The sequence below is a fragment of the Allorhizobium sp. DMC15 genome (genome assembly GCF_056314065.1).
Genome location: NZ_JBQUZB010000005.1, coordinates 245,270 through 251,269, shown reverse-complemented (window position 1 = coordinate 251,269; position 6,000 = coordinate 245,270). Strand labels below are relative to the sequence as shown.

Sequence of the window (6,000 nt, the reverse complement as noted above, 5' to 3'; positions counted from 1 at the left end):
CATCCCCATCATTCGGATGGTTGCCAAGAGAACCAGTCGTGTCGATATCGTCTTCATCGACCGTGCGTGCCTCAACCTTGCCACTCAGCTCCGGCGCATCGTCCTTGATCGTGATCGTGAAGTTGTCGCCAAGCTTCACGCTGTCGCCATCAAAGTCCGTCGCCTGGACGACCGGACCGAACTTGATCGGCAGCTCATCGATCGTCGAACCGGTGTGGTCGAGTTGGTCGTACTGCTTGAACTCATAGCTGCCATCACCCTTGACCTGCAGCGTAAACACCAAACGGTCACCGTTTAGCGGATCATAGCTGACGCCCGGCTCGCCAGAATTCTCGAATGCGTAAAGAACGCCTTCCTTGATCTGGTAGCTGAGAACAGCACCTTCGGATTTCAGACCGAGGCCGGTCAGATACGTGCGGGCAGCACCCTCGTCGATGAACGAGAACTTTACCGCGTCATCCGCACCAACCTTCACCAGGGTAGAAAGCGAGCCTGTGATCGAAGCCGGGCCACCATTGTTGACGCCAGGCGTACCCGTGTACGAACCGTCGCCATCCCCATCATTCGGATGGTTGCCAAGAGAACCAGTCGTGTCGATATCGTCTTCATCGACCGTGCGTGCCTCAACCTTGCCACTCAGCTCCGGCTCGTCATCGAGGATGTCAACCGTGAAGCTGCCCTCGATGCTGTCGCCGTCGGCATCCGTTGCGGTGAACGGAATGTCGAAGGTCAGAATGTCGACATCGACCGGGCTTTCGGCTGCCACAAAAACTTCGTTGCCCTCGGGCTCGGGGCTACCGCCCAGCTGGGGCAGATGATCAAGATTGCCGAGCAGTTCGAAGGTATAACTGCCATGGTCGGCGGTGGCATCGAGCGTGATGGTGAACACTGTCTCGCCTTTGAACGAGCCTTCACCTTCGAACACCACCTTGGCCTCGTTGTGTTCGATCGCCTTTTCGGCGATCAGAATGTAGCCGCCATTCCAGACGTTCGTGTTCTCATAGACGGTCTTTTCGATCCGGTAGGTGAGTTCGATGCCATCGGCGCTCAGGCCGGCGAGGTCGGTGATAACCCTCGTGATATCTTCAGAGGTCGAGTTTTCGTCCAAACCGGAGAAGCTCAGCGTGCGGCCGATCGGATCGTCGGTCGCTTCCGTGCCGAGGTTTTCTGCCTTGAAATCGTCGTCGGCGCCCCAGTCGATGCCGAGTTCGCGGGAGACGGTCGTGGAGATCCCGTCAGGATTTTCCGCGTCCTGGTTTCCGCCCTCCAAATAGTCTTCCGAGACGGTACCGATTTCGATGCCGTCAAAGCGCAGTTCCTCTCCATCGGACTCGCCCCCCGTCATGAAGGTCGGGGCATCGTCCGCGATATCGATGCTGAAGCTGCCGGTGTCGCTGTCGCCGTCGAGGTCCGTGACGGTATACTCGAAGTCGAGCCGCAGCAGGTCATCGACGCTGCTCTCGCCGACATCGGGATGGTCAAGCGGCTGCTCGAGCTTGAAGGTGAATTCGCCGGAAGTACGATCGTCGATAGTGATCGTAAAGACGGTGGATTCTTTCCCATCGATGACGATAAAGGCTCTGACAGCAACGAAGCTCAGTTCCGCAGGTCCACCCGGTGCGCCGAACTCGAACTGCACGGGATGGCCGTTGGACGTCAGTCCGACCGGAGTGGATGTGGAATTGCCACTTACGCCCTCAGCGACATTTCCAGCTCCCGTCCAGGTGACACCGCTGACGGTGCCAAAATTCGGGCCGGGATCGAAGACGAGCTGGCCGCCCGTGGTCTCGTTGCCCTTAACATCGTCAGCAATGACTGCCTCGTCGAAGACGACGCTGACGCCCAGATCCGGGGCGATCGGCTGACCGTCGATACCTTCCTGGCTGCCCTCGGGCGCAGCGTCAGGGAGATCTGTATTGCCCAGCAGGCCCGCAAGAGCAAACTGCTCCGGACCGTTGTTGATCGGGCTGTCGTCGAAGTCGCCGCCATTGCTCGGCGAACCGGCCGAGGCCGAATAGGAGCCGTCCGGGCCCTGGGCAACGTTGATGTCGCTGCCTTCGAGAGCGGCGAAGAGCGCCTGCTGCGGCAACTCGACCTCACCGATGACGAAGGTCGGGATGTTGGCAGCGCCCCCGACAATCACGATCTCGGTGCCGTCGGCTTGGACGAGCACGAGGTTGCCGCCTTCGAGCCGGATGTCGTCGATCGACACGCCGACCGGAAGGGTCACGACATTGTTCTGATCCGGGACGACTTCCGTGGGGATCGACGCGGCTGCTGTTTGCGTCGGCAGGCGATCCGTTTTCGAGCCATCACCATTCGCATCCGGCGTGGTGGCCTGAGCCACCTCGACGCTGCGGGTGTCATCATGAACATATCCGAGGTGCTGCTCTACCGCAGCATCAAATTCATCAGCAGAAGAATTGTTGTCAAAGTTAGACAGGCGCGGATCTTCGATGGACATGGTAACTCACCCCTTAACAAGTTGATCGCAGTTAAATCGCGACCTGGGGGACAGTGCAACGCTTTCTTAACCCTGCAGGCATAGCCGGTTATGCATTCAGCGACCATTATTGAAAGAACAGTTAATTCACAAAGCTAAAAAGCCATGAATTTCGGTATTTTAATCAAATTGTAGCAGAGTTGGGAAAACCTCGGTCGAGGTACGATAAGGCTTGCTTCAACACTCTTCGAAGTTGTTTTCAGACGCCACGAGATCACGCTGGGGCCGTATCGAACACTTCGTTTCAACCTGTGTCCCTGTCTCCGCAGGGCATTTCTCCGATTATTGAAGACACCGGCGAAGAAGAGAGCGCTCCCCGCACTCGCGCTTCCACCCTGGAGCGAATAAGATCCGTCATATTGACAAACACGATGTCGCAAACTGCTCAAGCGGCAGATCATATCGACAGAATATCGGCGTTACGTTCAACTCGGATTGTTCTTAGACTGCTGCGCCATGAACCCTCTCGCATGGTGATGCATGACAGCCCCCGCCCCTTCGGAAAAAGCCCTCGTCCCCTTCGTCAGCGTCGAGAACATGATGCGTCTCGTCCACCACATCGGAATCGAGCGGGTTCTGACAGAACTGACCGACGTCATTGAGGCGGATTTTCGCCGCTGGCCGCTGTTCGACAAGACGCCACGTGTCGCGTCCCACTCGCGTGAAGGCGTGATCGAGTTGATGCCGACATCCGATGGCGAGATCTATTCGTTTAAGTATGTCAACGGCCACCCGAAGAACATGGCGCAGGGGCTGCAAACTGTGACCGCATTCGGTCTGCTGGCCGAAGTCGGAACGGGCTATCCGGTTCTCCTCACCGAAATGACCCTCCTGACGGCGCTGCGGACAGCTGCCACCTCGGCCATGGCCGCCCGTCACCTGGCCCCCAAGGGCGCGACGACAATGGCGATGATCGGCAATGGCGCCCAGGCCGAATTCCAGGCGCTGGCCATGAAGGCCGTGCTCGGCCTCACCCATCTGCGGCTCTATGACATCGACCCACGCGCGACCGAAAAGACCATGCGCAACCTCGCTGGATCCGGCCTGCATCTGACTGCATGCGACACCGCACAATCGGCTGTCGAGGGCGCCCAGATCATCACCACCTGCACTGCCGACAAGCAGAACGCCACGATCCTGTCGGACAACATGGTCGGCGCCGGCGTACACATTAATGCCATCGGTGGCGACTGCCCGGGAAAGACCGAATTGCATCGGGACATCCTTGAGCGGGTCGAGACCTTCGTGGAGTATCCTCCTCAAACGCGGATCGAAGGGGAGATCCAGCAGATGCCGGCGGATTATCCCGTGACAGAACTCTGGCAGGTGATCACCGGCGAAGCGCCCGGTCGTCGCGATCAGAGGCAGATCACGCTGTTCGATAGCGTCGGCTTTGCCATCGAGGATTTTTCCGCTCTGCGCTACGTCAGGGAACGCGTGCAGGGCACGCGATTCTATCAGCCGGTCGATCTGATTGCGGATCCGGATGATCCACGCGACCTGTTCGGGATGCTCCAGCGCGCCAAGGATTGAAGTCTCGAGCGCGCTCTCAGGACGTCAAAAGCTCAGGCGGGGCGCATCAGGATCTCTTCGGCCTCGTCTCGCTCCATGAGCAGGACCCGTCTGGCGAGATCGAAACCAAACCCCTGGCGGGCGAAAGAGGCGAGCTCTCTGCTCCGCCGCGTTTCATCCGGGCCGAGTTCGGTCCGCTGGAACGGACCGAAGGCTTTCTTGCGGGCGTAAACGACGGCTGCCCGCAATTCATCCATGTCGGCGACGGTGGTCTCGATGATACCGCGCTCGATCCCCTTCTCAGCCAGTTTGCGGGCGACGGCCCGGCTCGATTTGCCACTTCTGGCCGCCGAGGCGGAACGAACCTGCGCGTAATTTTCATCATCCAGCGCCTTCATGCCCCGGCCGAACGCAACCGCGTGCTCTGCCAGAGCGTTCAGTTGTTCGTTCGTAATATCCTCGAATTTGGTTTTCGCCTTGCGCCGGATTGCATCGGCCAGCTCTCGCTCGCTCATCATTCGCCGCGCCAGCCGATAGGCCGCCGAGTTTTTCGCCCAGGAGAGCATCCGCACCGTCGGCGCTTCGCTATCCGGCCTCCCGCCGCCTTCGGTTGTCGTTGCGAAAGGGCCTGCTGTCTGAGAATTTTCCTGCTCTGCCATGCGCAGTCCTCACTCCCGCTGCCGTTCCAGCGCCTGCAGCATCGGATAGATACTGAAGGCTGACCGTTCAGCCTTGCGCGTCAGGTCGCGCAGATAACCACCCGGCGAACGGATATCTTCGACACGTTCCAGCATGATCGCCACGACAATGGCAGCCGCCTGTTCGCCCATCGCCTTCCGGGCCTTGGCCCAGGCATCGGGAGAGACGCCCAGCATAGAGCGAACCAGATCGGCGGCACGAATGAGATCCTGCCAGTTTTTCAGGCCGCCTTGCGCATAATCGCCGATTTGCGGGCAGACCTTCCGCATCCGCTCCAGGCTGATCGCCACCCTCTTTTCCGGCACCTTGTCCGCATTCGTTTCGCCCTCGCCTCGATCGCCCCCCGGCTCCGCCCCTTTTAATTCTCTTTTGCCGTTTAATTCAAATGGTAGGTCTGTGTTTGAATTCTGAATATGGCGCTCGGATTGAAGGTCATTGCCGCTCATTTCTTCTTCTGAGAGGCTTGATAGATAAGCATTTTCCACCTTTGTCCGGAATGCCGTAAGGCGTGCCCGCAACGCCTTGAGCGCGGCTGCATCCGGACGGCGCGGGAGACTGCCAAAAGACATCTCCTGAAACTCGGCAACGAGCACCGACCAATCGCCCGGCCTTGCCTCCTCAATAGCGGCCGTGAGGATTTTGGAGATATCCCGCAGATGCAGGGTCACCTCGGTTCGCAGCGAGCGCAGGGCCTTCGCCTCGCTGCGCACAGCCTCCGCGGCCGCATGGATCTCGGCAGCTTTCAGGGCCAGGGGCGCCAGGTCGAAGCCAAAGGCCTCGTCGACCATGCCGTGATCGTTTCTCACGCAGTAACGTTTGCCGTTGGCACTATCGCGGCGAAAGATCAGTCCGGCCTCGACCAGCGCCGCCAGATGCCTGCGGATGGTGGCCGGGGCCATACCACGGGCGCGGATCGAGAGTTCGCGGTTGGACGGGAAGACGATGATCTGTTTCGATCCGTCGAGCATGCGATCGGTGGTGAAGCTCACCAGAGCCTCAAGCAGGCCGATCGCCCGGTCGCTCAGGCCGAAATGGGCGCGCGCTTCGGTAAGCGCCCGCAGCAACTGCCATTTGTCGCCGCCACCCGTATCGTTGCCGCCGTCGCCGGCGCGCAGTTTCTCCTGCCTCTCGGAGACGGAAGCCTGGCGGGCAAACAGCCGCGCAGACATCCTGCCGCCGCCGAAAGGCGTCGTCGCAAGCCTGTCCATCATGATCCGGTCCTCTCGTGAAGAGGCAAGACGGGCCCTTTGAACGAAGCCTTAGGCGCAGAGCAATGGTCTCGGATC

At 59.7% G+C, this 6,000-nt stretch carries 4 protein-coding genes; 1 reads left to right on the top strand and 3 read right to left on the bottom strand.

Annotated elements, in window-relative coordinates; genetic code table 11:
- Positions 1-2,464, bottom strand: a 2,464-nt coding sequence (locus tag ACT53S_RS21250; protein WP_476068467.1) for a T1SS-143 repeat domain-containing protein, incomplete at its 3' end; no start/stop codon positions are given.
- A gap of 519 nt (positions 2,465-2,983) precedes the next feature.
- Between ACT53S_RS21250 and ACT53S_RS21245 the strand changes: the two genes are divergently transcribed.
- Positions 2,984-4,036 carry an ornithine cyclodeaminase gene (locus ACT53S_RS21245; RefSeq protein ID WP_476068466.1) on the top strand — a complete coding sequence of 351 codons (1,053 nt, stop codon included), beginning with the start codon at positions 2,984-2,986 and terminating at the stop codon, positions 4,034-4,036.
- 32 nt (positions 4,037-4,068) lie between these two features.
- Here ACT53S_RS21245 and ACT53S_RS21240 read toward each other — a convergent pair whose 3' ends face one another.
- A complete protein-coding gene (locus tag ACT53S_RS21240; RefSeq protein ID WP_476068479.1) occupies positions 4,069-4,581 on the bottom strand; it encodes a regulatory protein RecX in 513 nt (170 codons plus the stop codon).
- Between the two features lie 102 nt (positions 4,582-4,683).
- Positions 4,684-5,925 carry a plasmid replication protein RepC gene (gene repC, locus ACT53S_RS21235; RefSeq protein ID WP_476068465.1) on the bottom strand — a complete coding sequence of 414 codons (1,242 nt, stop codon included), beginning with the start codon at positions 5,923-5,925 and terminating at the stop codon, positions 4,684-4,686.
- Positions 5,926-6,000 lie beyond the last annotated feature (75 nt).

Bases quoted from the DNA above. Each gene is read 5' to 3' on its own strand.
- ACT53S_RS21245 (WP_476068466.1), top strand. From the start codon at position 2,984: ATGACAGCCCCCGCCCCTTCGGAAAAAGCCCTCGTCCCCTTCGTCAGC.
- repC (WP_476068465.1), bottom strand. From the start codon at position 5,925: ATGATGGACAGGCTTGCGACGACGCCTTTCGGCGGCGGCAGGATGTCT.
- ACT53S_RS21240 (WP_476068479.1), bottom strand. From the start codon at position 4,581: ATGCTCTCCTGGGCGAAAAACTCGGCGGCCTATCGGCTGGCGCGGCGA.